Source organism: Streptomyces sp. 891-h (assembly GCF_022760275.1).
GTDB classification, from domain to species: Bacteria; Actinomycetota; Actinomycetes; order Streptomycetales; family Streptomycetaceae; genus Streptomyces; species Streptomyces spirodelae.
The window spans coordinates 1,271,749-1,296,481 of the sequence record NZ_CP050693.1 but is presented as its reverse complement, the minus strand read 5'-3'; the positions used below and the strand labels follow the sequence as shown (position 1 = coordinate 1,296,481).

The window sequence follows — 24,733 nt, the reverse complement described above, 5'->3', positions numbered from 1 at the left end:
CATCCGCGGAAACGGACAACCGCTGACGGACAACCGAGGGAGGAGACACGACGTGGACACCCTGGAGTCGGCCCTGCTGGCGGCGTTGGGGGTGGTCGCCCTGGTCACCGCTGTGCTGGTCTTCACCTGCGACTCGATGGCCCGGGTCACCTTCGCGCTGCTGGCCTCCCTGTGCTGCGTCGGCGGCGTGGTGACGGTGCTCGGCCTGCCGTATCTGGGCGTGGTGACCGTGCTGATGATGGTGATGGAGATGGTCGTGATGGCCGTCTTCATGATCGCCTACATGATGAACCCGGCCGGTCTGATGCCGATGTCGATGCTGCACAACAAGCGCGGCTCGCTCGCCGTCAGCGGTACGGTCTTCGCCGCACTGGTGGCGGCCGTCTTCCTGACGCCCTGGCCCGCCAAGGTGGGCGAGCCGCCGCCGGACACCACCTTCCAGGTCGGCAAGGCGCTGATGGGCGAGCAGATGCTGACGATGGTCGTGCTGGGCTTCGTGCTGCTGGCCACCATGGTCGGGGCGACGGTGCTGGCCACCCGCCGCGGGCGCTACGACCGCTTCGGCGACGACCTCGACCGGCGACCTGCCCGGGACCCCGTCGGGGGAGGGGTGGGACGGTGACCTTCGAACTCGTCCTCGTGCTCGCCGCCGGGCTGTTCTGCGTCGGGCTGTTCGGCGCGCTCTCCCAGCAGTCCATCGTCATGATCATGATGGGGATCGAGCTGATGATCGGCGGGATCATCGTCGCCGCCGCCGCGTTCTGGCACTTCCTCGCCCCGGTCGCGGCCAGTGGACAGGTCGTCGTCGTGGCCGCCGTGGTGGCCATGGCGGTGGAGATGGCCATGGGCTTCGCGGTCACCACCGCGATCTACCGCGCCCGCCAGGTCGACATGACCGACATGGCGGAGGACCTGAAGGGATGAGCGCACTGCTGTGGGCGCTGATCGCTCTCCCGCTGGGCGCCGGGACCGTGCTCGGCCTCAGCGGGCGGCGCTGGAACAGGTACGTACCCGCCGCCGCACTCGCCACCGCGCTGGCGGCCCTCGGGCTCGCCGTGGCGGTCGCGTTCGCCCGGCCCCAGGTGAGTGCCCCGCTGTTCACCGGCGTACGGGCAGGGCTGCGGGTGGACGGCCTGTCGGCCGTCATGGTGGTCACCGTCGCGGCCGTCACCGCCGCCGTCCTCGCGTTCTCGGCAGGGGAGATGGGCCCCGGGGAGAACCGGGGCCGGTTCTTCGGGGTGATGCTGCTGTTCGCCGGCGCGATGCTGGTCACCGTCACGGCGACCACGCTGGCGCTGCTGCTGATGGCCTGGGAGCTGATGGGCGCCACCAGTTGGGCCCTGATCGGCTACTGGTGGCGGCAGCCCCACCGGGCGCAGGCGGCCGACACCGCGTTCCTGACCACCCGCGCCGCTGACCTGGGGCTGTATCTCGCGGCGGGCGCCGCCATGGCGGGCGGCGTCGGCTCCCTGCGGCTGGACGCGCTGTCGTTCGCGGCGGGTGGCTGGCTGCACGTGGTGAGCGCGGGTGTCGTGGTGGCGGCGCTGGGCAAGTCGGCGCAACTGCCCTTCTCCTTCTGGCTGTCGCGGGCCATGGAGGGCCCCAGCCCGGTCTCGGCGCTGCTGCACTCGGCCGCCATGGTCGCCGCGGGCGCCTATCTGCTGCTGCGGCTGCACCCGCTGCTGGCCGCGACCGGCTGGGCCGGGCCGCTGGTCGCCTGGACGGGTGCCGTCAGCGCGCTGGCGCTGGGCGTGGTCGCCGCCGCCCAGCGCGACCTCAAGCAGCTGCTGGCCGCCTCGACCTGTGCGCAGCTGGGCTTCATGGTGCTCGCCGCCGGCGGCCGGGGAGTCGCGGCCGGGACCGTGCAACTGGTCGCGCACGCCGCCGTGAAAGCCGGCCTCTTCCTGGCCGCGGGCGCCTGGCTGACCGCGCTGGGAACCCAGCAGCTTCCCGCACTGAAGGGCGCGGCCCGCCGCCTCCCGTCGGTCGGCGCCGCGTTCACGGTGGGGGCGCTGGCGCTGGCGGGGCTCGCACCGCTGTCCCTGTGGGCCGCCAAGGACGAGGTGCTCGCCGCGGCGCTCGCCGAGAGCCCCGGTCTGTACGCGGTGGGACTGGCGGCAGGCGCCGTCTCGGCGGTCTACAGCGTCAAGGCGCTGTGGTACGTCACCCGGCCGCAGCCCGCCGGGAACGGTGCCGGACGAAGCCCCGTGGGCGCGCAGCCCGGCACCGGGCACCTGGACCGTTACGCGGTGCTGCCGCTGTGGGTGCTCGCCGCTGCCGCCGCCGTTCTGGGCGTCCTGGCTCTGCCCGGCCCGGCCCACTGGCTGCGCACTCTCCTCGGTGCGCGCGGCGAGCCGTCGCCGCACCCGTGGGAGGTGGGGGTCTCCGCAGCGGTCGCCCTCATCGTCGCAGCCGTCACGTGGTGGTGGCTGCCGCGCCTGTCGCACTCCGCGCGGGCCGCGGCCCCGTGGGCGGCGGGCTGGCTGCACCTCGAACGGGCCACGCACGCGCTGCTCGTACGGCCCGTCCTGGCGCTGTCCCGTGCGCTGGCCGTCTTCGACGACCGGGTCGTGGACGGCGCGGTGCGGCAGCTCGCGCGGGGCGGTCTGGCCCTGGCCGGTCTGGCGGGCCGTGCCGACGACCGCGGACTGGACGCCGCTGTGGGCGCCGTGGCCACGGGCGCCCGCCGTCTCGGTTCCTGGGCGCGGCGCCCGCAGACCGGACTGCTGCACCAGTACTACGCCCAAGCCGTCGTCGGCTTCGCGGTGCTGACCCTGATCGTGCTGTTGGTGAGGTAACCCACTCGTGCTGACCGTCGTCACTTTTCTGCCCCTGCTGGCCTGCGCCGTGCTCGCCCTGGCGCCGCGTACGGTCCCGGACCGCGCCTGTGTGTGGGCGTGGATCGGTACGGCCGCCGCCGACCTGGTGCTCGTCGTCGCGCTGTGGGCGGGGTTCGACACGCGCGGCGGAATGCAGTACGAGCAGCGGGTGCGGTGGATGCCCAGCGCGGGCGTCGGCTACCACGTCGGCGTGGACGGCCTGTCGCTGCCGCTGGTGGCGATGGTCTGCGTGCTGTTCCTGGCCACCGCCGTCTACGCGCTGCGCGAGACCCGCCGGGTGCGGGCCTTCGTGTGCCTCTTCCTGTTTCTGCAGACGGTCAGCATCGGTCTGTTCGTCGCGCTCGATCTGATCCTCTTCTTCGTCTTCTTCGACCTGTCCATCGTCGTCATGTACTTCGTCATCACCGGCTGGGGCCATGGCGAACGCGCCCGTGCGGCAGCGCTGAAGTTCTTCCTCTACACCTTCATCGGCTCGCTCGCCCTGCTGCTCGGCTTCATCGGCCTCTATCTGGCGGCGGACCCGCACACCTTCGACCTGGTGGAGCTGACCCGCAGCAACCCGCTGGCCGGGCAGGGCCTCTACGCCGGGCTCGTGCTGCTGGCCATCGGCGCGGGACTGGCCGTCAAGACCCCGACCGTGCCCGTCCACACCTGGCTGCCCCCGGCGCACACCGACGCGCCCGCCGCGGGCTCCGCCATCCTGGCCGGCGTCCTGCTGAAGATGGGCACCTACGGGTTCGTCCGCATCGCCATGCCGCTGCTGCCCGGGAGTTGGCGCCAGTACGCGCTGGTGTTCGTCGTCGTGGGCGTGGTCTCCGTGGTGTACGGGGCGCTGGTGGCGCTGGCCCAGACCGACTTCAAACGCATGGTCGCCTACACCTCGGTCAACCACATGGGGTACGTGGTGCTGGCCGTCGGCGCCGCCGGAACCCTCGCGGGCAGCGACGTGCAGGCGCGCTCCCTCGCGGTCACCGGAGCTGTCGTGCAGATGGTCAGCCACGGCCTGCTGACCGGTGCGCTGTTCCTGCTCACCGGAGTGCTCTACGACCGGGGCCGTACGTACCGGATGGACGCGTACTCCGGCCTGGCCGCGCACACTCCACGATTCGCGGCCGCCACCGGCGTCGCCGCGTTCGCCGGACTCGGCCTGCCCGGCTTCTCCGGATTCATCGCCGAGTTCCAGATCTTCACCGGCAGCCTCGCCTCCCAGGCCACCGCGACCGCCGTGGCCGTGCTGGGCATCCTCATCACCGCCGCGCTGTTCCTGCGCGCCCTGCGGACCCTCTTCCTCGGGCCGCCCCGCCTGCCCGCCGGGATTCCGGCGACCGGCCTCGTCGACCTGCGCCCCAGCGAGGCGGTCGCCACCGTGCCGCTGCTGGCGCTGGCCCTGATCATCGGCGTCGCCCCCCGGTTCCTGCTGGACGTGGTCGAACCAGCCGGCCGTGCCGTGACGGAGCTGGTGGCCCGGTGAACGAGAACGTCGCAGCACTCCTGCCCGAGACGGCGCTGGTCGCCGCAGCCGTCTGCGGCCTGCTCGCCGGGAGCTGGCTGCCCCGCCGCCGCCAGTGGGCGGTCGCGGTGCTCGCCGCCGCGGCGTGTGTGACCGGGCTGATCGCCACCTCGGTCACCATGGCGACCGGCAGTCAACAGCTGGTCTTCTCGCGCACCTTCGCCGTCGACACCGTCACCGACGCCGGACGGCTGACCGTGCTGGCCGCGCTGCTGCTGATCGTGGCGCTGTCCGCCGAGTCGGTACGCGGCCACAAACGCGAGACCGAGTTCTACGTCCTGCTGCTGCTGACCAGTGCCGGCACGCTGGTCCTGGCCGGCGCGAACGACCTGCTGACGCTGTTCGCCGGCTATCTGCTGGCCAGCCTCCCCGGCTACGTCCTGGCCGCGTTCGCCAAGGACGCGCCGGGCACCGAAGCGGCCCTGAAGTACTACCTGTTCGGCGCGCTGCTGGGCACCACCATGCTCGCCGGTGTCGCGCTGCTGTACGGCGCCGGGGGCGCGACCCTCTACCGGCACCTGCGCATCGGGCTGCCCACCGCCGGCTACGGACTGGTGGCCGTCGGACTCGTCGCCGTACTCGCGGGACTGCTCTTCAAGGCCGGCGCCGTGCCCGCGCACTTCTGGGTGCCCGACGTCACCGAGGGCGCCACCGCGCCGGTCGCCGCCTACGTCACCACCCTGCCCAAGATCGGCGGACTGATCGCCGGGTACCGGCTGCTGCACCAGGCGCTGCCGCTCAGCGACGTCAACTGGCCCCTGCTGCTCGCCGTTCTGGCGGCGGTCTCCATGACGTGGGGCAACCTCGCGGCGTTCTTCCAGACCAGCGTCAAGCGGCTGCTCGCCTACTCCACCATCAGCCAGGTCGGCTATCTGCTGATGGCCCTCGCGGTCGCAACCCGCAGCGACCTCGCCCAGCGGGGCCTGCTGTTCTACCTGGCCGCCTACGCGCTGACCAACATCGGAGCGTTCGCCGTCGTCACAGCGCTGCCCGCCGCGCGCACCCTGGCCGACTACCGCGGCCTGGCCCGGCACCGCCCAGGACTCGCCGCCGTCCTCCTCGTCTGCCTGCTGGGCCTGGTCGGCACCCCGCCCACCGGTGTCTTCCTCGGCAAACTCGAAGTGTTCACCGCCGCCGTCGACGGCGGCTACACCTGGCTGGCCGCCGTGGCCGTCGCCAACACCGTCGCCTCCCTCTTCTACTACCTGCGCTGGCTGGCCCCGGTCGTCCGCCCCGGCGAGGCCCACCACCCGGCTGCGACGGGCCGCTTGACGACCGGTACGGCCTACACGGCTGGTGCGGCGTCCCTGGCCCTCGGCCTCGCGGGCGGCGCGGTCCTGCCGCTGGCTGAAGGCCCGCTGCTGCTGTGACTCAGGCCCGGTCGAAGCCGCCCTGTTGCAGGTGGTCGAGGAACGCCCGCCAGGCGGGGGAGGGGATGAGGAGGGCGGGGCCGGTGGGGTGCTTGGAGTCCCGGACGGGGAGGGCGGAGCCGGGGTAGTCGGTGGCGACTTCGAGGCAGTTCCCGCCGTTCTGGCCGCTGTAGCTGCTCTTGCGCCACGCTGTGGCGGGCAGGTCGGTGGGGTCGATCATGAAAGTTCCTTCACTCTGGCCGCGATCATGTCCACCGACGCCTTTGGGGAGAGGGCATCGGCTCGCAGCAGATCATAGGCATGGTGGTAACCGGCGACTTCGTCCGGCGCCGCGCTGATGTGGCCGCGAGCACGGCCGTCGATGTACACGACGTCGGCCCCCTCGTCCATTGTCAGCCCCGCGAACGGCCCGTCCATACTGGCGTGTTCCCCCGCGTCGAACGGAATGACTTGGACGATGGTCCGGGAGTCTTCCGCTGCCTCCAGAACGGCGTTCAATTGCCGGGCCATGACTGCTGGCCCGCCGACAGCTCGGCGCAGAACGCTCTCATCGAGGACAACCCACAGCTGGGCGCGGTTGTCACGCTCCAAGATGTGCTGCCGGGTCATTCTGGCCGCGACCAGCTCATCGGCGTTCGGTAGGCGGGCTGCGGCGAAGAGCGCCTGTGCGTACTCCTCCGTCTGCAACAGCCCCGGCACCACTTGGCTCTCGAAGTCCCAAATCGCAACAGCGTCCTTCTCCAGCTCCACGAATGGCCGGAACCAGTCCGGATATGCATGCTCAATGACGATGGGCCACAGGCGGGCGAACATCCCGCCTGTGCCCAGCACGTCGTCACAGCGCTGGGCGAACTCCTCGCTCGGGACACGGCTCGCGGTCTCGATCCGAGAGATGTACGAGTGGGTGCAGAAGGTGCGCCCGGCCAGAACAGTCTGGCTCAGCCCGGCCTCCTCCCTCCTGATTCGCAACTCAGTCCCGAAGTAGGCCAGGGTCGAGACCTTGGGGTCGGCCTTCGGGTCGCCGTTGACCCGAGGGTTTTCTGCCGTCATCTTGCTTCTCCGCCTCTTGACAAGCGCAGGTGCACAGCGATTGCTCTCCACAAGGCTATGTCCGGAGCGCCACGCTGGGAGCACAGAACGTGAAACTCCCCCAAGAAAGGCGCCGTTCATGGAGAACCCCACCCTGATCAAGCTCCGCGACGCGGAGGAGGCGTGCGAACGGCTCCGTATCGCACTCGCGGAGGCGGAGATCGTGCTGCCGTCCCTCCGGGTGGATCTCGGCTCTTGCGCGAGCAGCACACTGCGCAGTCCGCTCCTGGAGCTGGGCGGTTGCAATCTGGTGACCGCCGAAAAGCTGACGGAGGCGCTGGGCAGGAAGGCGCGTTGAGCCGTAGCACGTGGCGTCCGGGCGAGGTCGTCACCGACCTCGCCCGGCGTACGGCGGGAGTGGTCAGCGGCGTCACCGAGGAGGGGCGGGTGCGGCTCGTACGCCCTGGCGGACCGGCGTGGACGGCTGCTCCGAAGGACCTGCGGGTGGCCACCCGCGCGGAGGTGATGTCGGTGAAGGTGGCGATGGCCAACCACCGCTGGGGGCTCCAGTGAGCGACCCCTGGGTACCATCTCAGCGGCGGCGTTTGCCCCGTCTGATGCTCTCCCAGGCGATCCAGACGGAGGTGATGGTCCCGACAGCGATGATCACGCTGGAGAACGCGGAGACGGCCGACAGGATGAGGGTCACGTCGTCTTTGTTCACGTGGGCCCCCTCTGTCGGTGCAACTCCCATTTTTTAGAGGGGGACTAGAAGGAAATCAAGAGGGGGTAGAAGGGGCCTCTTGGGGCGTCGTAGGCTTACCGTATGACCGACACGCCCGCTCCTTCTCCGCAAGTTTCTCCCGGAGTGCGCGCGGCCATGGCTGCACATATCGAAGCCGCACTGGCCTGTCTGGACTCCATCCCCGATCCGGTGGACCGCGAGGTGACGGCCAGGGCTCTGGCCGACGACCTGCTGCCCGAAGCCGCCCGGCGGGTGAAATCAGTGCGGGGTGAGGCGGTGGTGGAGTTGCGCGAGAGCATGAAGTTGCGGGAAGTCGCGGAGCTGCTCGGCCTGTCGGTGCCCCGGGTGGATCAGCTCGCCAAGGGCAAGTGAACGCACCCCGGAAGCACCCTTTGGAGTGAGCCGTTCAGGCCGTTCAGGCCGCCGTGGTCGTCGGCTTGCGCGTGGAGGCGCTGCGTTGCGGGGCCAGGAAGAAGGCCATCGTCACGCCCAGGTAGAGGAGCCAGACGATCAGCTGGACCACCGTGGGGTCGGGCTGGAAGTTGAAGACGCCCTTCAGCACCGTGCCGTACCAGCTGTCCGGGGGGATGGTGGCGCTGATGTCGAACGCCTTGGTGCTCAGACCGCCGAGGAAGCGGGCCTCCTGGAGGTCGTGGACGCCGTAGGCGAGGACGCCCGCGGCGACGACGACCAGCATGGCGCCCGTCCAGGTGAAGAAGCGGGCGAGGTTGATCCGCAGGGCGCCGCGGTAGAAGAGCCAGCCGAGGACGACGGCGGTGGCCAGCCCCAGCAGCACGCCGATCAGCGGCGCCGAACTGCCCTCGCCGCTGGCCCGTACCGACGCCCAGACGAACAGCGCGGTCTCCAGGCCCTCGCGGCCCACGGCCAGCAGCGCCGTGGCGACCAGGGCCCCCGTTCCCATCTGGAGGGCGGCGTCCAGTTTGCCGTGCAGCTCGCTCTTGAGATGCCGGGCCGTGCGGCGCATCCAGAAGACCATCCAGGTGACCAGGCCGACGGCGAGGATCGACAGCGAGCCGCCCAGCGCCTCCTGGGCCTCGAACGTCAGCTCCTTGGAGCCGAATTCGAGGGAGGCGCCGAAGGCGAGGGAGATGGCGCAGGCCGCGGCTATGCCCAGCCAGACGGGGCGCAGCGCGTCCCGCCGCTGCGTCTTGACCAGGTAGGCGACAAGGATGCAGACGACCAGGCTGGCCTCAAGACCCTCGCGCAGGCCGATCAGATAGTTGCCGAACATGCCGGTCCTTTCTTCACCTTCGCTGATCGGATTGATCGAGTTGCGTGATCACGAGAACAGCTCGCGGCCCCACCAGTCGTCCTCGTCGCGGACGCCCGGCGGGATGGCGAAGACAGCTGAGCCGACGTGCTGGATGTACTCGTTGAGCGCGTCGTTGCGCGCCAGCTTGCGCTGGATGGGGATGAAGCCGCGGCGTACGTCGCGCTGGTAGGCCAGGAAGAACAGTCCGGCGTCCAGGCGGCCGAGCCCGTCGGTGCCGTCGGTGAACGAATAGCCCCTGCGCAGAATGCGGGCGCCGTTGTTGGCGTCGGGGTGGGCGAGGCGGACGTGCGAGGTGGGCAGCATCGCCTTGAGGAACGGCTCGTCGTGCTCCTTGGCCTTGCCGACGGGCGCGCCGACACGCTTGTCCCGGCCGAAGATGTCCTCCTGCTCCTTGAGCGAGGTGCGGTCCCAGGTCTCGATGTGCATCCGGATACGCCGGGCCACCAGGTAGGAGCCGCCTGCCAGCCACCGCGGGCCGTCCTTCTCGGCCACCCACACGTGCTCGTCCAGCGCCTTGGTGTCGGTCCCCGAGATGTTCCGGGTGCCGTCCTTGAAGCCGAACATGTTGCGCGGGGTCTGCGCGTCGGGCGTGGTGGAGGAGGTCTTGCCGAAGCCGAGCTGCGACCAGCGGATGGCGGCCTTGCCGAAGCCGATACGGGCCAGATTGCGGATCGCGTGCACGGCCACCTGCGGGTCGTCGGCACACGCCTGGACGCACAGGTCGCCGCCGCTGCGGGCCTTCTCCAGCTTGTCGCCCGGGAAGGAGGGCAGGTCGACCAGCGCCTCGGGCCGTCGCTCGTGCAGTCCGAAGCGGTCCTTGTCGAAGAGGGAGGGGCCGAAGCCGATGGTGAGGGTGAGGCGGGAGGGTTTGAGCCCCGCCGCCTCGCCCGTGTCGTCCGGCGGCGACTCGGGAATCGGCCCGAACGCACCCTCGCCGACGGCGTGACCGGCCGTCATCCGGGCCGCGGCGGCCGTCCAGTCCTTGAGGAGCTGGATCAGCTCGGCGCGGTCCTCGGTCGTCACGTCGAACGCCGCGAAGTGCAGCCGGTCGGGCACCGCTGTGGCGATGCCGGCCTGGTGTGCTCCGTGGAAGGGCACCGCCCGCCCGGCGTCGGTGGCGGCGTCGGCGCTGTCGTTGTGCAGCGCGGTGGCCGTACCGCCGGCCGCGACGGCGCCCAGCGCCAGCCCGGCCCCGCCCCAGCCGAGCAGCGACCTCCGCGCCACGGCGGGCCGCTCGCCGGCGGCCGGGGCCGGTTCGCGCTGCTCCTGTTCCGGTGCCTGTTCCGGTGCCTGTTCCTGGCTTTGGTGCTGCTCTGTGCCGCTGCTCTGGCTCGTGCTGTCTTCCGCTGTCACGAACGCGCTCCTCGTGCTCGACCGTCAGGTGGCCGTCGCCGCCGCCCGGTGACCGTACAAGTGGCGTACGGCCGGCCTGGCGGCGGTTGCCGCGGTTACTTCGCGACGGCGGCCGCCAGCTTGGACAGCGGCTCCGCCAGCGCGTTCACCGCGTCGGAGAGCTCCTTGCGCTCACTCTTGCCGACCTTGTCGTAGGACTTGAAGGAGTAGTCGTCCTTGTCCTTGCCGTCGTCCTCGCGGTACTTGTCCAGCAGCTTGTTCAGCGCCGAGAACTGCTTGTCCAGCTCCTTGACCAGGGCCGCGTCGTTCTTCTTCGCGACCGGCTTCAGCAGGCTGTACGACTTCTGGGCACCCTCGACATTGGCCTTGAAGTCGACCAGGTCGGTGTGGCTGTAGCGCTCCTCCTCACCGGTGACCTTGCCGGTGGCGACCTCGTCGAGGAGTTCCTTGGCGCCGTTGGCCATGGAGGTCGGGGTGATCTCGGCCTTGCCGACCCTTTCCTTCCAGTCGGTGAGGTCCTTGATCAGCTTGTCCGCGAGCTTCTTGTCGGCTGCGGTGATCTTCTCCGTCTTCCACAGCGACTTCTCCAGCCGGTGCCAGCCCGTCCAGTCCTTCTTCGGGTCCTGGCCGTCCTCCAGACCGTCCTCGCGCAGGTCGACCTTGGGGTCGATGTCGCCGAAGGACTCCGCGACCGGCTCGGTGCGCTCCCAACCGATACGGGAGGGCGCGTACAGCTTCTTCGCCTTGTCCAGGTCGCCCGCCTTGACGGCCTCTGCGAACTTCTTGGCCTTCGGCAGAGTCTGTTCGGCCTGCTCGAGGGTGTAGTCGCGGTAGGCGGAGACGGCGGCATCCAGCTTCGGGTCGCGCTCGGCGGTCTTGCCGCCGCCGGTCGCCTTGACCTTCTGCCGGATGCCGTGGCCCTTCATGCCGGGCTTGCAGGCGATCTCGTACTCGCCGGCCTTGATCTCGGCGGTGACCTTCGCCTTCGTACCGGCGCCGATGTTCTCGCGCTCGGTGACGATCCGGCCGTCCGGGTAGAGGATGTAGACCTCGTTGACCTTGGAGCCCTTGTTCTCCACCGCGAGCTGGACATGGCCGGCGGGGAACTCCTTCTTGGAAACCTCGCAGGAGTCGTCGGTGGCGGTCACCTTGATCGCCCCCTCCCCACCGGCGTCGGCCTTCTCGGCGCAGCCGCTGACGGCGACGAGTGATATCGCGGCCAGGGTGGCGCTGACGGCACAGAGGCGGACGGGACGCATACGGACTCCAGCGGGGACGTGTGGTGCGAGCGGGCCTCCAAAGTGAGGCGAGCCTAACTTAGCCGGACCTTATCTCAGGGTCCAGCCACCCCGTGCCCCCGGTGACGACCGTCACCGTCCCGGTCCCTCACCTCCGCGCGGCTGTCACCTCCGCGCGACTGTCACCTCCGCGCGGCTGTCACCTGTCGGTGCCGAAGGAGTACACCGTCGAGGACCGGTAGGTCTGTCCGGGGCGCAGCACGGTCGAGGGGAAGCCGGGCTGGTTCGGCGAGTCCGGGAAGTGCTGCGTCTCCAGGCAGAAGCCGTCGCCCGCCCGGTAGACCCGGCCGGAGCTGCCCTCGAGGGTGCCGTCCAGGAAGTTGCCGCTGTAGAACTGCAGCCCCGGCTCGGTCGTGGCGACCCGCATGATGCGGCCCGACCCGGGCTCGCTCACCGTTGCCACGTGCCGTGGCTTGCCGGTGATGCCCTTGTCGAGGACGAAGTTGTGGTCGTATCCCTGGCCGCGCAGGATCTGCTGGTGGCCCTCGCGCAGGTCCTTGCCGATCGGCTTGCCGTGCCGGAAGTCGAACGGCGTCCCGGCGACCCGCGCCAGAGTGCCCGTCGGAATGAGGGTGGTGTCGACGGGGGTGTAACGGGAGGCGGCGATGCGGAGCGTGTGGTCCTCGATGCTGCCGCTGCCCTCGCCGGCGAGGTTGAAGTAGGTGTGATTGGTGAGGTTGACGACGGTGGCCTTGTCCGTCGTCGCCTCGTAGTCGATGCGCAGTTCACCGCGCGGCGTGAGGACGTAGCGGACCCGGGTGCGCAGCGTGCCGGGGTAGCCCATCTCGCCGTCCTTGCTGACGTACCGCAGCGTGAGGCCGACGTCGCGGCCGCTGCGGTAGGGCTGGACGTCCCACACCCGCTTGTCGAAGCCCTTGGTGCCGCCGTGCAGGCTGTTGGGTCCGTCGTTGGCCGGCAGCTGGTACTCCGTGCCGTCCAGCGTGAACTTCGCGCCCGCTATGCGGTTTCCGTAGCGGCCGATCAGGGCTCCGAAGTAGGGGCTGTCGGCCACGTAGTCGTCGAGCGAGTCGAAGCCGAGCGACACGTTCGCGGCCCGGCCCCGCCGGTCGGGGACCTCCAGGGACTGGACGATCCCGCCGTAGGAGAGCACGCGCAGCCGGATACCGCCGCCCGACAGCGTCCACCGGTCGACACGGTCGCCGTTGTCCAGGGTGCCGAAGTGCTCCCGCCGCGGGGAGTGGTGGCCGTTGTTCCGGTCGGTGCGGGGGGCGGCCGTTGCCGCCGTGGTGGTGGCGGCCGCGGCCGCGATACCGGTGGTGGCTGCCAGGACGGTGCGTCTGCTCGTGGTCATCGGTACGGTGTCTCCTCGGCCTGGGTGTTCGATATTTCGTTCACCGTTCGATTAGGCGGCACCAGTGAAAGGGCCCGCATGCGGGCTGTCAACACCCCCGACCGCCTCGATCCGCACCGCGCGCACGCTCATCGACCCCGCTCGCGCCGATCCTCGGCCGCCGCGCCCCCGACCCGCGCTTCCGGGGGGCTCTGGATTTCAAACACCGTGTGTACGAAAGTAGTTGTCCGCAGCAGGCCGCATATGACAGGCCAGGACACGTTCGTGCCCACACCGTTGACCAGGAGCCGCCGCAAATGAGCCACCAGATGCCCGAGTCGACCGGAGCCAAGGCGCACTCGGCCCGGATGTACGACTACTTCCTCGGGGGCAAGACCAACTACGGTCCGGACCGCCAGGCCGCGGCGCAGGCGATGGCCGTCTTCCCCAATGTGCTGACCGCGGCACGGGAGAACCGCGAGTTCATGCACCGCGCCGTCCGCTACCTCGCCCGCCAGCAGGGCATCCGGCAGTTCCTGGACATCGGCACCGGCATTCCCAGCGCTCCCAACCTGCACCAGGTCGCCCAGCGTGAGGACCCCACCTGCCGGGTCGTCTACGCCGACAACGACCCCATCGTGCTCTCCTACGCGCGGGCCTTGATGAGCGGTAGCCCCGAGGGTGCCACCGACTACATCGAGGCCGACGCCCGCGACCCCAAGCGCATCCTCGACCACGCGCGCCACACCCTCGACTTCGACCGGCCCGTCGGGGTCTCCCTCGTCGCGCTGCTGCACTTCATCGCCGACGCCGACGATCCGCAGGGCATCGTCCGCACCCTGGTGGACGCGCTCGCGCCGGGCAGCGCCCTGGTGGTCTCCCACGGCACCGACGAGCTGGACACCACCCTCCGCAAGGTCGTGGAGATCTACGCCTCGCAGGGCATCCCCCTTCAGCTGCGCGGCACCGAGGACGTCCGCGAGCTGTTCGACGCCACCGGCCTCACCCTGATCGAGCCGGGCATCGTGGCCACCTGCGACTGGCACCCGGAGATGGCCGACAGCCAGGACGGCATGCGCCGCCCGTCGGGCTCGATCACTCCCGAGGAGGTCGGCTGCTGGGCGGCGGTGGGCCTCAAGCCCCAGGCGTAGCCGAACACGCCGTAGCCGAACACGCGTCAGGCGGGGCCGCTCACAGCAGGTCGACGACGCTGGGCGGGGCGAAGAGATGGCGGGCGCGGTGCTCCAGGACGAACCGCTCGGGCAGGTGGATCATCTCCGGCGAGGTGCACTTGGCGCACGTCGGGTCCTGGGCGGGGATGTCCTCCGTGTGCTCGGTGGCCAGGTGCTCGGCGAGCCGGATCTGGCTGGTGAGGACCGTGTCGAACGGGTCGCAGTCGAACGACGGCCCGTACTCCTCGCGCGCGGCGTTGGTCACCTCGCAGGCGTGCTTCATCGCCTTGTACAGCTCGATGCACTTCTCGCACCCCCACATCCACACGGGAGGGAGCGGCCAGGCGTCGGCGGGGTCGGCGTCCCTGTCGTCCATGCCGTTCACGCTAGCGACCTGACGGCAACCCGTCAGGAAGAACGCCGAATTGGCCGGGGGCCGGGGCAGCGCCCCGGCCCCCGGCCCTCGCGTCTCCCGCTCAGTCGTGCTTGCGGCCGGGCAGGTTCTCATAGACCTCCGTCAGCTTCTGGCGGAAGCCCCGGGTCGCGATCCCGGTCCGTTCGGGATCGCGAATACCCGCCTTGACGGCCTTCTTGCCCTGCTCCTTCATGATGTGCGGCGGGATCGGGGCGATCTCGTTGTCGACGACGAACTCCAGGACGACCGGGCGGTCGGAGGCCAGCGCCTCCTGCCAGGCGGAGGTGACCTTCTTCGGCTCGTCGCAGCGGATGCCGCGCAGCCCGGCCAGCTCCGCGTACTCGGCGTAGGGGAAGTCCGGGATGAACTGGGAGCCCGGATACTTGGGATCGCCGCCCATGGCGCGCTGCTCCCAGGTGACCTGGTTGAGGTCCTGGTTGTTGAGCACGCAGAAGATCAACGGCGGCGAGCCGGCCATCCGCTCGGCGTAGCGCTTGACGGTGATCATCTCGTTCATGCCGTTCATCTGGAACGCGCCGTCCCCGACGAAGGCGATCACCGGCCGGTCCGGGTAGGCGAACCGCGCCGCGATGGCGTACGGCACACCGGGACCCATGGTGGCCAGCGTGCCGGACAGCGACGCCTGCATACCCTTGCGCAGCTTGATGTGGCGGGCCCACCAGTTGGTGGCCGAGCCGGAGTCCGCGGTGAGGATGGCGCCGTCCGGCAGCAGCGAGGAGACCTCGTGCGCCACGGCCTGCGGGTTGATCTTGCCGTCGAAGGACTGCGCGGCGCGTTTGTCCAGGACGGTGTTCCAGGCGCGGACGTTCTCCTCGATCTTCTCCCGCCAGGAGCGGTCCTCCTTGCGGTTGAGCAGCGGGATCAGCTCCTTGAGCGTCTCCTTGGCGTCGCCGACCACATGGGCGTCCATGGGGTAGCGGATGCCGATCATCCGGCCGTCGATATCGATCTCGACGCCCTTGCAACTGCCCTCGTCCGGCAGCCATTCGGCGTACGGGAAGCTGGTCCCGATCATGAACAGCGTGTCACAGTTCATGATCATCTCGTCGCTGGCCTTGCTGCCCAGCAGCCCGACCGGACCGGTGACGAACGGCAGCTCGTCCGGGACGGCCTCCCGGCCCAGCAGCGCCTTGGCGATCCCGGCACCCAGCAGCTCGGCGGCCTCCACCACCTCGGCCTCGGCGTGCGCCGCACCCTGGCCGATCATGATGGCGACCTTCTGCCCCTCGTTGAGGATGTCGGCCGCCTTGCGCAGCTCGTCCTTGTTGGGCAGGATCCGCGGCTGGCTCCAGCCGACGCTGGAGTAGACGGAGCCGTGGGTCTTGGGCGGCGAGGGCTGGGCCTCCGCCTCCTGGATGTCCTCCGGAATGATGATCGTGGCGACCGAGCGCGTCGTCAGCGCCGTCTTGAACGCGCGGTCGATCACGTGCCGTACCTGCCCCGGGTGCATACAGACCTGGCAGAACTCCGACACATCGGCGAAGAGCTGTTCCAGGGCGACTTCCTGCTGGTAGTGGGTGCCCTGCGCGAGCCGCTTCTGCTGCCCGACGACCGCCACGACCGGCTGGTGGTCCAGCTTCGCGTCGTAGAGGCCGTTGAGCAGGTGGATCGCGCCGGGCCCCGAGGTGGCGGCGCAGACCCCGACATCCCCGGTGAACTTGGCGTGCCCGCACGCCATGAACGCGGCCATCTCCTCGTGCCGGGTCTGGACGAACTCCGGATCACCCTTGGCGCGGTCGAAGGCGCCCAGCATGCCGTTGATGCCGTCGCCGGGGTACCCATAGACCCGGTGCACGCCCCACTCGCGGAGGCGTGAGAGAACGAAGTCGGCTACTTGCTGCGCCATTGGTACTCCCATTCACATGGTCGACGCGACGGTCCCGGCCCGGGTCCCACGGCCCGGGCACTCGCAAACGCTCCGCAGCTCAGAAGTGCCCACCCGTTTCACCGACCCCGCGCGAGGTACCCATGACCGCGCGCGAGGCACACGGCTGACCGCGCGCGACACACACGGCGCCAGGCGAGCGGAAGGGGACGGCGGACGGTGACCTCCTCAGGGGCAGCACACCGGGCAGCGCAGCAGCTGGCCGCACCCGGCCGGCACGTGGCCGCATCCGGCCGGGTGACGGTGGACGAGCTGACCGTCCACGCCTTCCAGGTGCCCACCGACGGCCCCGACGGCGCCGAGGAGGACGGCACCCTGCGCTGGGAGGCCACCACGGCCGTCGTCGTGGAGGCGCACGCCGGACCGTTCACCGGAACGGGCTACACCTATGGCGACGAGTCACTCGCGGGGTTCATCGCCTCCAAGCTCGCCCCGGTGGTGCGGGGCGGCGATGTGTTCGCACCGGCGGCCCTGTGGCACCGGATGTTCGCCGCCATCCGCAACGCGGGCCGGCCGGGGCCCGGCGCCATGGCCGTCTCCGCCGTCGACATCGCACTGTGGGACCTCAAGGCGCGGCTGCTGGGACTGCCGCTGTACCAGCTCCTGCCCGCCCTCCACGACGAGGTGCCCGTCTACGGCAGCGGCGGCTTCACCAACTACCCCGTCGGCCGGCTCACCGAACAGCTCTCCGGGTGGGTGGGGGAGGGCATTCCCCGGGTCAAGCTGAAGATCTCCCGCCACCCCGACCAGGACCCGGCACGCCTGGCCGCGGTGCGCGAGGCCATCGGCCCCGGAACGGAGCTGTACACCGACGCCAACGGGGCCCTGAACCGCAAGGAAGCCCTCTACTGGGCGCGGCGGCTGGCCGAGGAGTGGGACGTGCGGTGGCTGGAGGAGCCGGTCAGCTCCGACGACACCCCGGGCCTGCGGCTGCTGCGCGACCAGGGCCCCGGGCGGCTGGAGATCGCGGCGGGGGAGTACGGCTTCGTACTGGGCGACTTCACGGCGCTGCTGGAGGCGGGGGCCGTGGACTGCCTGCAGGCGGACGTCACGCGCTGTGGCGGCATCACGGGGCTGCTCCAGGTCGCCGGTCTGACCGCGGCCCACCGGGTGGATCTTTCGGCGCACTGCGCCCCGGCGGTCTCGGCCCACGCCTTCTGCGCCGTCGAACGGCTCCGTCACCTGGAGTACTTCCACGACCACGTCCGGGTCGAGGAACTGCTGTTCGACGGTGTCCAGCGGCCGGTCGACGGCGTGCTGCGGCCCGCGCGGGACCGGCCGGGGCTCGGCCTGGAGGTGCGGTGGACGGACGCCGAACCGTACCGCGTCCACGGCCACCGCCCCGGCTGAGCGCGCCATCGACCGCCCAGCCCGCCCCGAGCCAGCCATCCCGACCGAACGTGTCCGAACGCGACCGAAGGCGACCCGCAATGGCCAACACCCACCGCACCCGCACCGCCACCGGCTCCCCGGCCTCCCGCACCTCCCGCGGCTCCCGTACGGAGGAGGTCCCCGCCAAGACCACGCCCGAGGTGGCGGGGCCGCCCCGCGCCCGCCGAGTGATCGCCGCCGGAAAGCTGGCCAGGGCACTGGGCAAGGCGATCGAGGGCGAGGTCCGCTTCGACACCACCGCGAAGGGGCTGTACGCCCACGACGCCTCCAACTTCCGCCAGGTGCCCATCGGCGTCGTGGTGCCCAAAACCCTCGACGACGTGGTCGCCACCCACCGGATCTGCCACGAGTACGGCGCGCCCATCCTCAACCGGGGCGGTGGCACCAGCCTGTCGGGCGAGACCGTCAACTACGCCGTGGTCATCGACCACTCCAAGTACCTCACCGGCATCGGCGAGGTGGATGCCGCGCGGCGCCTCGTCACCGTGGAGCCCGGGGTCATCAACGAGGAGCTCAACCGGCACACCGGCGCCTGGAACCTGGTCTTCGGGCCCGACCCCTCCACGCACTCCCGCTGCGTCATCGGCGGGAACATCGGCAACAACTCCTGCGGCATCCACTCCGTGCAGTCCCAGCTGTACGGGCCGGGACCGCGCACCTCCGACAACGTGGAAGCGCTGGAGATCGTCACCTACGCCGGCGACCGCTTCTGGGTGGGCGTCGACGAGGAGAAGGACCTGGAGTCGATCACCGCCGCCGGGGGGCCCAAGGGCGAGATCTACGCCAAGCTGCGGGACCTGCGCGACCGGTACGCCGACGCCATCCGTGCGGGCTTCCCCTCGGTGGCCGAGATGCCCCGCCGGGTCTCCGGCTACAACCTGGACGAACTGCTGCCCGAGAACGGCTTCAACGTGGCCCGCGCCCTGGTCGGCACCGAGTCCACCTGCGCCACCGTCCTCCAGGCCCAGATGAAGCTCACCCCGGCGCTGCTGGAGCGGTCACTCGTCGTCGTCGAGTACGACCAGATCGCCGCCGCGGCCGAGGACGCCGACATCTGCACCCGCACCTTCCGCCCGATCGGTCTGGAAGCCCTGGACGAACAGCTCATCCAGGACCAGAAGCTCCAGCACATGAACCTCGCCTCCCTCCAACAGCTCCCCAGGCAGGGCGGCGCCGCCTGGCTGCTCGTCGAGTTCGGCGCCGACACCAAGCAGGAGGCGCGCGCACAGGCCGAACGGTTCGCCACCTGGCTGACCAAGGAGCGCGGCTACGCACCCGACCGGATCACCACCAGCGACGAGGACGAGGAGAAGGCGCAGAACCTGTGGAAGGTCCGCGAGAGCGGGCTGGGCGCAACCGCCTTCCCGCCCGACGGCGACCACTGGCCGGGCTGGGAGGACTCCGCCGTACCGCCGGCCAGGCTCGGCGAATACGTCAAGGCCCTGCGCTCCCTGCTCGACAAGCACGGCCTGCGCGGCGCCATGTACGGGCACTTCGCACAGGGCTGCGTCCACTCCAGGATCAGCTTCGACCTGCTCACCGCCGAGGGCGTGGCCGGCTACCGCGCCTTCATGGAGGAGGCCGCCGACCTCGTCACCTCCATGGGAGGCTCGCTCTCCGGCGAACACGGCGACGGGCAGCAGCGCGGCGAGTTGCTGGAGCGGCAGTACGGCAGCGAACTGGTGCAGGCCATGCGCGAGTTCAAGCAGATCTGGGACCCCGAGGCCAGGATGAACCCGGGCAAGGTCGTGGACGCCTACCGGCTGGACGAGGACCTGCGGCTGGGCTCCGGCTTCAACCCTCCGCGGCCCGACGTCAAGTTCGCCTACGCCGAGGACAACGGCGACTTCGCCCACGCCGGCCTGCGCTGTGTGGGCATCGGCGCCTGCCGCGTCCCGGACGCCTCCCAGGGCCAGACGATGTGCCCCAGCTACCAGGTCACCCGCGAGGAGGAGCACACCACCCGCGGCCGGGCCCGGCTGCTGCACGAGATGCTGCGCGGCGAGACCGTCGAGGACGGCTGGCAGTCCAAGGAGGTCTACGACGCGCTCGACCTGTGCCTGGCCTGCAAGGGCTGCACCAACGACTGCCCGGTCAACGTCGACATGCCCACCTACAAGGCCGAGTTCCTGCACCACCACTTCAAATCGGCCCGCAGGTGGCGCCCGCGCTACGCCTACGCGTTCGGCTTCATCGACCAGGCGTCCCGCCTCGCCTCCCGGCTGCCGGAGGCCGCCAACCTGGTCACCCACGCCCCCCTCCTGGGCCGGATCGCCAAGCTCGCAGCCGGCATCGACCGGCGCAGGCCCCTGCCGAAATTCGCGCCGATGACACTCCAGCGGTGGTTCCGGCAGCGCGGCGGCACCGCCAACCCCGGCGGCCGCCCCGTCGTCCTCTTCCCCGACACCTTCAACAACTACTTCGACACGGACGTCGGCGTCGCCTGCGTCGAGGCCATCGAAGCCGCCGGATGGCGGGTCGTCATGCCCGAGCAGCACGTGTGCTGCGGGCGGCCGCTCTACGACTACGGCTTCCTGGACGCCGCCGAACGCTATCTGCGCTCCGTCCTGGACACGCTCCGCCCGCACCTGCGCGCCGACACCCCCGTCGTCGGCATGGAACCCAGCTGCCTGGCCGTCTTCAAGGACGAGCTGACCAAGCTGCTCCCGCACGACAACGACGCCAGGAGGCTGGCGGCCAACGCCCACCACTTCGCCGAGTTCTTCGACACCTACGGCATCACACCGCCCCGGCTGGACGGCGCCGGGCCCGCCCTGCTGTGGGGCCACTGCCACCAGCGCGCCACCGGTGGGACGGCAGCCGACCACAAGCTGCTGGACCAACTCGGCGTCCAGGCCGAGGACCTGGCGGGCGGCTGCTGCGGACTCGCCGGGTCCTGGGGATTCGAACAGGGCAAGTACGGCATCTCGATGGACTGCGGCGAACAGGCGCTGCTGCCCGCCGTCCGCGACGCGGCCCCCGGCACCACGGTGGTGGCCAACGGGTTCTCCTGCAAGACCCAGATGGGCGCAGCGGGCCTGGACACCGAGCCGGTACACCTCGCCGAACTGGTCCGCCGCGCCTATCGCGCTGACGCGGAGCCCACGTCGAAACCCGCACCGCCCTGGTACCGGCGCGCCGCCCGCCTCGCGGCCCCGGCCGCGGCGGCCGTCGGCGCGGCAGCGCTCGTCGCGGGTGCCGGCCGAACGCGGGGGCCGCGGTGAGCCCTTTTGCGGCCAACCACGACGAAACAGGGTCCGGCGGAAAACACGGCGGGCCCAGCAACAACGTTCGGCCGACCCAAGCGGAGGCGCCATGGTGCTGCGATGGTTGACGACGACCGACCACAAGGTGATCGGCAACCTCTACCTCGTCACATCCTTCTGTTTCTTCCTCGCCGCCGGCGCCATGGCCCTGGTGATGCGGACCGAGCTGGCACACCCCGGTATGCAGGTCGTCTCCAAGGGGGAGTACAACCAGCTGTTCACCGTGCACGGCACCATCATGATGCTGCTGTTCGCCACCCCGCTGTTCGCGGGGTTCGCCAACGCCATCATGCCGCTGCAGATCGGCGCGCCCGATGTGGCCTTTCCCCGGCTGAACGCCTTCACCTACTGGGTGTACCTCTTCGGCGGGCTGATGGTGCTCGCCGGCTTTCTGACCCCCAGCGGCGCCGCGGACTTCGGCTGGTTCGCGTACGCGCCGCTGAACGGGCCCAAGTACACCCCCGGTACGGGCGGCGATCTGTGGACCATGGGGCTGTCCGTTGCCGGGCTGAGCACCATCCTGGGCGCCGTCAACTTCATCACCACCATCATCTGTCTGCGCGCCCCGGGCATGACGATGTTCCGGATGCCGCTGTTCACCTGGAACGTGCTGTTCACCTCGATCCTTGCGCTGTTCGCGTTCCCCGTGCTGTCGGCCGCGCTGCTGGCGCTGGAGGCTGACCGCAAGTTCGGCAGCCATATCTACGACCCGTCCAACGGCGGCGCCATCCTGTGGCAGCACCTGTTCTGGTTCTTCGGCCACCCGGAGGTCTACATCGTGGCGCTGCCGTTCTTCGGCGTCGTCAGCGAGATCTTTCCGGTCTTCAGCAGAAAGCCGCTGTTCGGCTACATCGGGCTGGTCGGCGCCACGGCGACCATCACCATGCTCTCCGCCGTCGTCTGGGCGCACCACATGTTCGCGACGGGCGCCGTACTGCTGCCGTTCTTCTCGCTGATGTCCTTCCTGATCGCCGTGCCCACCGGGGTGAAGTTCTTCAACTGGATCGGCACCATGTGGAAGGGCTCGCTGAGTTTCGAGACGCCGATGCTGTGGGCCATCGGCTTCCTGGTCACCTTCCTGCTCGGCGGCCTCAGCGGCGTGCTGATCGCCTCCCCGCCGCTGGACTTCCACGCGACGGACAGCTATTTCATCGTCGCCCACCTGCACTACGTGCTCTTCGGCACCGTGGTCTTCGCCATGTTCGGCGGCTTCTACTTCTGGTGGCCGAAGCTGACCGGGCGGATGTTGGGCGAACGCCTCGGCAAGGTGCACTTCTGGCTGACGCTGATCGGCTTCCAGGTCACGTTCCTGGTGCAGCACTGGCTCGGCGCCGAGGGCATGCCGCGCCGGTACGCCGACTATCTGCCGGCGGACGGTTTCACGGCGCTCAACATGGTCTCCACGATCGGCGCGTTCACCCTCGGGGTCTCCACTCTGGTCTTCCTCTACAACGTGTGGTGGACGACCACGCACACCGAGAAGGTCACCGAGAACGACCCCTGGGGCTTCGGACGCTCCCTGGAGTGGGCGACCTCCTGCCCGCCGCCCCGCCACAACTTCACCGCCCTGCCCACCATCCGCTCCGACTCGCCCGCCTTCTGGCTGCACCACCCCGAGGCCGAGGAGGAGGTGGCGATCGTGGCACCCGGTGCCCCGGAGAGCACCGGGGTGCGCCCCGGGCCTCCTGACTCGTCGGTGGACCTCGCGGCGCCGCCCACGAAGGACACCGACCCCCGGCATCCGTCCGACAAGGGGAGTGCCTGATGAAGCTCGAAGCCATGCTCTTCGCGGGCGTCTCGCTCTTCTTCGCCTGCGTCACCATTCCGTACGCGCTCTACGGCGACGACCCGGCCGGGACTGCCGCGGTGCTGATCGCGTGTCTGATGGCCGCGCTGGTCTCGTTCTTCCTCACGGTGCAGTACAAGCGCCGGGGCAGCCGGCCGGAGGACCGCCTGACCGGGGAGATCCACGAACGGGGCGGCCCGCTGGGCTTCTTCCCGGCCGGCAGCCCCTACCCGGTGCTGACCGCGCTGGGCGTGGCGGTGACCGGCACCGGCACCGTCTTCGGGCTGTGGCTGGCCCTGATCGGTGCAGGACTCACCGGCGCCGGAGTGTTCGGCTTCGTTTTCCAGTACGCGCGGGCCGATCACTGACCGTACGGCTTTCGCGCTGTTCGGCCCGCAGTCCCGAGACGGCGGTCTGTGCGCGCCGGCGGTGGTGGGGGACGGCGCGCCACTGCCGGGCCGGTGAGTCCTGGTAGTACCAGCGGCTGAGCGCGGCGCGCAGCCGGGCGGAGCGACCGGCCGACGGGTCCGTCTCGACCGGGTGCGGGAAGCGCTGGGCGGTCAGCCGGAACGTCTCCGTCTGCGGCAGCGGTTCGTGGTCGGCGCTGAAGGTGCCTTCCACGGACTGCCGCACATGGCTGGTCTCCTCGCCCTCGGTCACGCGCTGGGCGTCCCGGTTCTGCAGAGCCAGGCACAGCCGTTTCGTCAGCACGAACGCCAGCGGCGGGCCCACCACCAGTGCGACGCGGAACGCCCAGGTCAGCCTGTTCAGCGAGATGTCGAAGGTGAACGCCAGGACGTCGTTGCCGCCCGCCAGCAGCAGCACGCCGTAGAAGGTGATCCCGGCGACGCCCAGCGCGGTGCGCACAGGCCGGTTCCGGGGCCGGTCGCACACGTGCGGCGTCTCCTCGCCGCCGGTGATCCACTGCTCGAAGAGCGGGTACGCGTACAGCACCAGGAACAGCAGCGCCGGCAGGATGACGGCCGGCACCAGCACGTTCCACATCAGCGTGTGGCCGAACAGGGTTGTCTCGAACGGCGGCATCAGCCGCAGCGAGCCCTCCAGGAAGCCGACGTACCAGTCCGGCTGGGCGGCCGTGGAGACCTGGCTGGGGTTGTAGGGGCCGTAGTTCCAGACGGGGTTGATCTGCGCGACGGCGCCCAGAATCCCCAGCACCCCCGCGACCATGAAGAACAGTCCGCTGGAGCGGGCGGCGAACTGGGGCATCAGCGCGTGCCCCACCACGTTCTTGTTGGTCCTGCCGGGTCCGCTCCAGTGCGTGTGCTGGAGGACGACCACCAGCAGGAGGTGGAGCACCACCAGCGCGAGCAGCAGCCCGGGGATGAGCAGGATGTGCAGCGGATAGAGCCGGTCGATGATCTCGTGGCCCGGATACTGGCCGCCGAAGACGAACATCACGATGTACGTGCCGACCACCGGGATCGAGAGCATGATGCCCTCGGCGATCCGCAGCCCGGTGCCCGAGAGCAGGTCGTCGGGGAGCGAGTACCCCGAGAAGCCCTCGGCGAGCGCCAGCACGAACAGCGTCAGCCCGACGATCCAGTTGATGTCCCGGGGCTTGCGGAAGGCGCCGGTGAAGAAGATCCGCAGCATGTGCAGCCCGATGGCGCTCACGAAGACCAGCGCGGCCCAGTGGTGGACCTGACGGACCAGCAGGCCGCCCCGTACCTCGAAGCTGATCTTCAGTGTCGAGGCGTACGCCGCCGACATCGGCTGGCCGCGCAGCGGCCGGTAGGCGCCGTCGTAGCGGATCTGCGTCATGTCCGCGTCGAAGAACAGGGTGAGGTAGACCCCTGTCAGCAACAGCACCAGAAAGCTGTACAGAGCCAGTTCCCCGAGCAGGAAGGACCAGTGCTCGGGGAACACCTTACGGATGAGTGCCTTGCCGCCCGCCGCCACGGGGAGTCTCTGGTCCGCGGCCTTGAAGCCGCGCTCGGCGGCCTTGCGCAGCGCGGCCCGCCGGGTGGCGCGGGCCCGTGAGTGTGTCATGCGGTCGCCCTCCTCGATGACCGCATACCGCAGTGCCCCCGTCACCCGTGAAACAA

General features: G+C 70.2%; 23 protein-coding genes. 13 read left to right on the top strand and 10 right to left on the bottom strand.

Annotation, left to right across the window (positions count from 1 at the left end):
• Nucleotides 1-61 precede the first annotated feature (61 nt).
• Genes HC362_RS05765 through HC362_RS05745 form a run of 5 tightly spaced genes read left to right on the top strand, consistent with a single transcriptional unit; the run spans nucleotide 62 to nucleotide 5,720 of the window.
• Nucleotides 62-622: an NADH-quinone oxidoreductase subunit J gene (locus HC362_RS05765; protein WP_243088377.1), complete on the top strand. Its 561-nt coding sequence runs from the start codon at nucleotides 62-64 to the stop codon at nucleotides 620-622.
• Complete coding sequence (locus HC362_RS05760) at nucleotides 619-924, top strand: NADH-quinone oxidoreductase subunit K (protein ID WP_243082815.1); 306 nt, start codon at nucleotides 619-621, stop codon at nucleotides 922-924. The genes HC362_RS05765 and HC362_RS05760 overlap by 4 nt, the downstream gene beginning before the upstream one ends.
• Complete coding sequence (locus HC362_RS05755; RefSeq protein ID WP_243082814.1) at nucleotides 921-2,798, top strand: proton-conducting transporter membrane subunit; 1,878 nt, start codon at nucleotides 921-923, stop codon at nucleotides 2,796-2,798. Before HC362_RS05760 ends, HC362_RS05755 begins: the two co-directional genes overlap by 4 nt.
• 7 nt (nucleotides 2,799-2,805) lie before the next feature.
• Nucleotides 2,806-4,311 carry an NADH-quinone oxidoreductase subunit M gene (locus tag HC362_RS05750; RefSeq protein WP_243082812.1) on the top strand — a complete coding sequence of 502 codons (1,506 nt, stop codon included), beginning with the start codon at nucleotides 2,806-2,808 and terminating at the stop codon, nucleotides 4,309-4,311.
• A complete protein-coding gene (locus HC362_RS05745) occupies nucleotides 4,308-5,720 on the top strand; it encodes an NADH-quinone oxidoreductase subunit N (RefSeq protein WP_243082811.1) in 1,413 nt (470 codons plus the stop codon). The genes HC362_RS05750 and HC362_RS05745 overlap by 4 nt, the downstream gene beginning before the upstream one ends.
• A gap of 1 nt (nucleotide 5,721) precedes the next feature.
• On the opposite strand, the gene HC362_RS05740 is transcribed toward HC362_RS05745, so the two are convergent.
• Both HC362_RS05740 and HC362_RS05735 read right to left on the bottom strand, forming a co-directional pair.
• Nucleotides 5,722-5,940: a DUF397 domain-containing protein gene (locus tag HC362_RS05740; RefSeq protein WP_243082809.1), complete on the bottom strand. Its 219-nt coding sequence runs from the start codon at nucleotides 5,938-5,940 to the stop codon at nucleotides 5,722-5,724.
• Nucleotides 5,937-6,770, bottom strand: a complete 834-nt coding sequence (locus HC362_RS05735; protein WP_243082808.1) for a helix-turn-helix transcriptional regulator — start codon at nucleotides 6,768-6,770, stop codon at nucleotides 5,937-5,939. The genes HC362_RS05740 and HC362_RS05735 overlap by 4 nt, the downstream gene beginning before the upstream one ends.
• Nucleotides 6,771-6,888: 118 nt before the next feature.
• On the opposite strand from HC362_RS05735, the gene HC362_RS05730 reads away from it, so the two are divergent.
• Together HC362_RS05730 and HC362_RS05725 are read left to right on the top strand one after the other, a co-directional pair.
• Nucleotides 6,889-7,107: a hypothetical protein gene (locus tag HC362_RS05730; protein WP_243082806.1), complete on the top strand. Its 219-nt coding sequence runs from the start codon at nucleotides 6,889-6,891 to the stop codon at nucleotides 7,105-7,107.
• Entirely contained in the window at nucleotides 7,104-7,322 is a 219-nt protein-coding gene (locus HC362_RS05725) for a hypothetical protein (protein WP_243082804.1), read from the top strand. Before HC362_RS05730 ends, HC362_RS05725 begins: the two co-directional genes overlap by 4 nt.
• A gap of 19 nt (nucleotides 7,323-7,341) precedes the next feature.
• Here HC362_RS05725 and HC362_RS34880 read toward each other — a convergent pair whose 3' ends face one another.
• Nucleotides 7,342-7,473: a hypothetical protein gene (locus tag HC362_RS34880; RefSeq protein WP_267878024.1), complete on the bottom strand. Its 132-nt coding sequence runs from the start codon at nucleotides 7,471-7,473 to the stop codon at nucleotides 7,342-7,344.
• Between the two features lie 156 nt (nucleotides 7,474-7,629).
• Here HC362_RS34880 and HC362_RS05720 point away from each other — a divergent pair, with 156 nt between their 5' ends.
• Nucleotides 7,630-7,866 (top strand): hypothetical protein, encoded by a 237-nt coding sequence (locus tag HC362_RS05720; RefSeq protein WP_243082803.1) that lies wholly within the window; start codon nucleotides 7,630-7,632, stop codon nucleotides 7,864-7,866.
• Nucleotides 7,867-7,909: 43 nt separating this feature from the next.
• On the opposite strand, the gene efeU is transcribed toward HC362_RS05720, so the two are convergent.
• The 4 genes from efeU to HC362_RS05700 all read right to left on the bottom strand — a co-directional run bounded on the left by efeU (nucleotide 7,910) and on the right by HC362_RS05700 (nucleotide 12,751).
• Nucleotides 7,910-8,746 (bottom strand): iron uptake transporter permease EfeU, encoded by an 837-nt coding sequence (gene efeU / locus HC362_RS05715; RefSeq protein WP_243082801.1) that lies wholly within the window; start codon nucleotides 8,744-8,746, stop codon nucleotides 7,910-7,912.
• 48 nt (nucleotides 8,747-8,794) lie between these two features.
• Nucleotides 8,795-10,012, bottom strand: a complete 1,218-nt coding sequence (efeB, locus tag HC362_RS05710) for an iron uptake transporter deferrochelatase/peroxidase subunit (protein ID WP_243088376.1) — start codon at nucleotides 10,010-10,012, stop codon at nucleotides 8,795-8,797.
• A gap of 224 nt (nucleotides 10,013-10,236) precedes the next feature.
• A complete protein-coding gene (gene efeO / locus HC362_RS05705) occupies nucleotides 10,237-11,400 on the bottom strand; it encodes an iron uptake system protein EfeO (RefSeq protein WP_243082800.1) in 1,164 nt (387 codons plus the stop codon).
• 178 nt (nucleotides 11,401-11,578) lie between these two features.
• Nucleotides 11,579-12,751, bottom strand: a complete 1,173-nt coding sequence (locus tag HC362_RS05700) for an aldose epimerase family protein (protein WP_243082798.1) — start codon at nucleotides 12,749-12,751, stop codon at nucleotides 11,579-11,581.
• 296 nt (nucleotides 12,752-13,047) lie between these two features.
• Here HC362_RS05700 and HC362_RS05695 point away from each other — a divergent pair, with 296 nt between their 5' ends.
• Nucleotides 13,048-13,881: an SAM-dependent methyltransferase gene (locus HC362_RS05695; protein ID WP_243082797.1), complete on the top strand. Its 834-nt coding sequence runs from the start codon at nucleotides 13,048-13,050 to the stop codon at nucleotides 13,879-13,881.
• A gap of 40 nt (nucleotides 13,882-13,921) precedes the next feature.
• Here HC362_RS05695 and HC362_RS05690 read toward each other — a convergent pair whose 3' ends face one another.
• Nucleotides 13,922-14,278 carry a hypothetical protein gene (locus HC362_RS05690; protein ID WP_243082795.1) on the bottom strand — a complete coding sequence of 119 codons (357 nt, stop codon included), beginning with the start codon at nucleotides 14,276-14,278 and terminating at the stop codon, nucleotides 13,922-13,924.
• 100 nt (nucleotides 14,279-14,378) lie between these two features.
• Nucleotides 14,379-16,184, bottom strand: coding sequence for a thiamine pyrophosphate-requiring protein (locus HC362_RS05685; RefSeq protein WP_243082794.1), 1,806 nt, complete (start codon nucleotides 16,182-16,184; stop codon nucleotides 14,379-14,381).
• 237 nt (nucleotides 16,185-16,421) lie between these two features.
• Between HC362_RS05685 and HC362_RS05680 the strand changes: the two genes are divergently transcribed.
• From HC362_RS05680 to HC362_RS05665, 4 genes are all read left to right on the top strand, one after another.
• Nucleotides 16,422-17,573, top strand: coding sequence for an enolase C-terminal domain-like protein (locus tag HC362_RS05680; RefSeq protein ID WP_243088375.1), 1,152 nt, complete (start codon nucleotides 16,422-16,424; stop codon nucleotides 17,571-17,573).
• An 80-nt stretch (nucleotides 17,574-17,653) separates the two neighbouring features.
• On the top strand, nucleotides 17,654-20,839 hold the full coding sequence (locus HC362_RS05675; RefSeq protein WP_243082793.1) for an FAD-binding and (Fe-S)-binding domain-containing protein: 3,186 nt from the start codon (nucleotides 17,654-17,656) through the stop codon (nucleotides 20,837-20,839).
• Between the two features lie 91 nt (nucleotides 20,840-20,930).
• Nucleotides 20,931-22,646 carry a cytochrome c oxidase subunit I gene (ctaD, locus tag HC362_RS05670; protein ID WP_243082791.1) on the top strand — a complete coding sequence of 572 codons (1,716 nt, stop codon included), beginning with the start codon at nucleotides 20,931-20,933 and terminating at the stop codon, nucleotides 22,644-22,646.
• Nucleotides 22,646-23,035 (top strand): cytochrome c oxidase subunit 4, encoded by a 390-nt coding sequence (locus tag HC362_RS05665; RefSeq protein WP_243082789.1) that lies wholly within the window; start codon nucleotides 22,646-22,648, stop codon nucleotides 23,033-23,035. The genes ctaD and HC362_RS05665 overlap by 1 nt, the downstream gene beginning before the upstream one ends.
• Here HC362_RS05665 and HC362_RS05660 read toward each other — a convergent pair.
• Complete coding sequence (locus HC362_RS05660) at nucleotides 22,980-24,677, bottom strand: ubiquinol-cytochrome c reductase cytochrome b subunit (protein ID WP_243082787.1); 1,698 nt, start codon at nucleotides 24,675-24,677, stop codon at nucleotides 22,980-22,982. The two genes, HC362_RS05665 and HC362_RS05660, sit on opposite strands and share 56 nt — an antisense overlap.
• Nucleotides 24,678-24,733: the final 56 nt, after the last annotated feature.